Source organism: Streptomyces beijiangensis (assembly GCF_017315755.1).
GTDB lineage: Bacteria > Actinomycetota > Actinomycetes > Streptomycetales > Streptomycetaceae > Streptomyces > Streptomyces beijiangensis.
Window position 1 is genome coordinate 1 of record NZ_JAFLRJ010001571.1, and the last position, 316, is coordinate 316.

Annotated in this window: 1 pseudogene; it reads right to left on the minus strand. The window is 72.5% G+C overall.

The window, feature by feature from the left end:
* A pseudogene (locus J0695_RS42735) lies at nucleotides 1-316 on the minus strand (oxidoreductase); the annotation flags it as partial.

A 316-nucleotide genomic window follows, 5' to 3' on the forward strand; every position in this document is an offset into this window, starting at 1 on the left:
CGCTGCTGGGCGCGGGCGTCGAGATCGCCGCGATGATCACTGGACTGCCGCGCCGGGCCAGTTCGTGGTCGGGGACGAAGTCGCCGGTGAAGACGACGGTGTCGCAGGCGATCACCGCCCGTCTGCCGTCCGCGTGCCGCACCACGATCCCCGACAGCCTTTCCCTGCCCAGGAGTTCGGCGACGGTCGCGTCGGTGAGCAGGGGTACCCGGCGGCGCAGACGGGTGTCGGCGGCGTCGGTGACGGCCGCCTTGTGGCGCGGCAGTCCAGTGATCATCGCGGCGATCTCGACGCCCGCGCCCAGCAGCGTACGGAC